Raw genomic sequence first — 2,810 nt, forward strand, 5'->3', positions numbered from 1 at the left:
AGCGGACTGCCGCTGGGACCGGACGCGCCTGAGGGGGGTGCACGGGCGCCCCGTCCGGGTCCCACGGACACGGGCGGTCCCGGTCCCTGCCGGGGCCGGGACCGCCCTCGGGCTCAGGCCTTCTCCAGGCCCTCCACGAGTTGGGCGATGTAGTCGGCGCAGTCCTCCCAGCCGGTCACCGCGTGCGTCGGGTAGCCGGCGTCCTTGACCGGGTAGTCATTGCCTGAGGGATCGAGGCGGTCCCCGATGAAGAGCATGTCCTGGGCGGGAATGCCCGTGACCTCGACCAGCTTGGCCATGCCGTAGGCCTTGTCGATCCCACGGCGGGTGATGTCCACCGAGGTCGATCCCCCGCCCCGTACCTCGAGGTCGGGGAGGTCTCCCGCGACGGCGTCACGCAGCGCGGCCTTCTTCGCCCCCGTCGGGTCCCACGCACGCTTGGCCTCCAGGGGTGCCTCCTGCCCGAGGGCGGAGTAGGTGATCTGCGAGCCGCGGTCCTCGATGATGTCGCCCCAGGGGTGCTCCTCCCACAGGCCGAGCTCGCGCGCGTGGCGCTCGAGGGAGTCGATCGCCGCCGCACGCTCCTTCGGGGTGAGGTCGTGGGCGTAGACCTCCTGCCACTCCCCGTCGCGGTGGCGGTAGTAGCGGGTCCCGCAGGTCGGCATCAGGTGCAGACGGGAGAGCTCGGCGTCGTCGGCGTGCAGGTGGTCGAGCACCTGGGAGCGGAACTGGCCCATCTGCCCCCCGGAGATGATGCAGACCTCGACGTGGTCCAGGAGCGAACGCAAGCGCTGGTCCATGAGCGGGGGCAGCGGGGACTTGGACGGGGCGAGCGTGTCGTCGAGGTCGAAGGCGACCATCCTGAGGGACATGCGGAACCTTTCTCACGGCATTCACCGGAGCGTTCCGTCCGTCCGGCCACCACGCAGGATAGCCGACCTGTGGTGTCACCCAGGACCGCGACCGGACACCGGTGGGGTGGTGTGATCTGCCACCTGCCGCCCCCGGATGTGGACACGGGGTGGCACGGGGTGCGCACAATGGGACGTCCCGCGCGCCGAGGGAGGCACGCCACCGATCCATCCGACCGCCCCGGGCGGTCCGTCACGGAGGAAGACATGTCCACGCCCCACATCAACGCCGAGCCCGGGGACTTCGCGCCCGCCGTCCTCATGCCGGGGGACCCGCGTCGCGCCCAGCGCATCGCCGAGCAGCTCTTCGACGAACCCCGTCTCGTCACCGACGTGCGCGGCATGCTCGGGTTCACCGGCGAGGTCGACGGACGTCCCCTCTCCGTCATGGGTTCGGGCATGGGGCAACCCTCCGCGACGATCTACGTCACCGAGCTCTTCAAGTTCTTCGACGTCCAGCGCGTGATCCGGGTGGGCACCTGCGGGGGCATCGCCCGCGACGTCCACGTCGGTGACACCGTCATCGCCCTGGGGGCGCACACCGACTCCAACATGAACCAGCAGCGCATCCCCGGCGTGAACTTCTCCGCCGTCGCCAGCTTCGACCTGGCCCGCGCGGCCGTCGAGGCCGCCGGCCCCGAGGACCCGGTGCACGTGGGGACCATCATCTCCAAGGACCACTTCTACTTCGCCCCCGAGGGGCAGACGGAGCGTCTGGCCGACTACGGGGTCCTCGGCGTCGACATGGAGGCCGCCGCCATGTACGCGGTGGCCGCCCAGTTCTCCCGCCAGGCACTCACCGTGCTCACCGTCTCGGACCACCTCTTCGACGCCTCCCAGAACATGAGCGCTGAGGAGAGGGAGACGAAGTTCCAGACCTCGCTGCGCCTGGCCGTGGCTGCTGCACTGTCCTGAACGTGGCGGTTGCGCCGGCCCGAACACGCTGGTTGCGCGGCGTCCGGCATTGACGCACCGCCGTCCTGGGCACGGTGGCTCCACGGTCCTGGAGCGCGACGGGCGTCGTGGCGGGAGCCCCCGTCGCGGCGCCCGTCCGCTCCGTCACTCCGCGGCGAGTCCCTCGAGCAGTGGCATCCGGGCCGCGCGGATCGAGGGCAGGACGGCAGCGACCAGTCCGACCAGCACCGTGAGCGCCACCATGAGCCCGAGCGTCCCCCACGGCACCACCAGGGTGCTCAAGCCCTGGTCGCGGAACACCGTGGGCAGCGCGGAGGCCGCACCCACCCCGACCGCCACCCCGAGGATGGTCCCGAAGAGCGCCGTGAGCACGGACTCGATGGTGATGACGCCCGCCATCTGGAGTCGACCCACCCCCACGATGCGCAGCAGCGCGACCTCCCGGGTCCGCTCGATGATCGAGAGCACCAGGGTGTTGACGATCCCGAGCACCGCGATGACGACGCTCAGCGCGAGCAGCGCGTAGATCACCGCCAGCATGGAGTCCACCTGCTGGGCCAGCGAGGAGACCATCTGGTCGCGGTCCATCACGGAGAACACGTAGTACTTCTTCGCCACGTCCGTGAGCTGGGTGCGCAGCTCCCCCACCTGCCCGTCCTTGGCGGTGAAGTGGGCGGACACGAAGGACGAGGCCTCGGCGGGGACCACCTTCCCGAACTGGTCGGGGGTGAGGATCACCCCCGAGCCGGTCATGATCTGGCTGTCGACCACCGACCCGATGCGGACCCTGAGGACGTCGGAGGAGTAGGAGGTCCTGATCGTCAGCTCGTCGCCGAGCTCCCACCCCTGGTCCTTCGCGACGGAGCGCAGCACCATGGCCTCCCCCCGGGAGAAGGAGGCGAGGTCGCCCTCGTCGACGGTGACCGCGATGGAGGTGTCGTAGAAGCCCGAAGGGGCGGAGATGATGAGCTGGGGGCTGCCGTC

3 protein-coding genes are annotated in these 2,810 nt (G+C 70.4%); 1 reads left to right on the top strand and 2 read right to left on the bottom strand.

All coding sequences use genetic code 11. The annotated features are described in order from the left end of the window. Window positions 1-113 precede the first annotated feature (113 nt). Window positions 114-872 carry an HAD-IIB family hydrolase gene (locus TA90_RS11475; protein WP_043536610.1) on the bottom strand — a complete coding sequence of 253 codons (759 nt, stop codon included), beginning with the start codon at window positions 870-872 and terminating at the stop codon, window positions 114-116. Between the two features lie 246 nt (window positions 873-1,118). On the opposite strand from TA90_RS11475, the gene deoD reads away from it, so the two are divergent. Next, complete coding sequence (gene deoD / locus TA90_RS11480; protein WP_043536612.1) at window positions 1,119-1,826, top strand: purine-nucleoside phosphorylase; 708 nt, start codon at window positions 1,119-1,121, stop codon at window positions 1,824-1,826. A 144-nt stretch (window positions 1,827-1,970) separates the two neighbouring features. Here deoD and TA90_RS11485 read toward each other — a convergent pair. Beyond that, window positions 1,971-2,810, bottom strand: an 840-nt coding sequence (locus TA90_RS11485) for an ABC transporter permease (RefSeq protein ID WP_043536614.1), incomplete at its 5' end; no start/stop codon positions are given.

The sequence above is a fragment of the Actinomyces polynesiensis genome (genome assembly GCF_000820725.1).
GTDB lineage: Bacteria > Actinomycetota > Actinomycetes > Actinomycetales > Actinomycetaceae > Pauljensenia > Pauljensenia polynesiensis.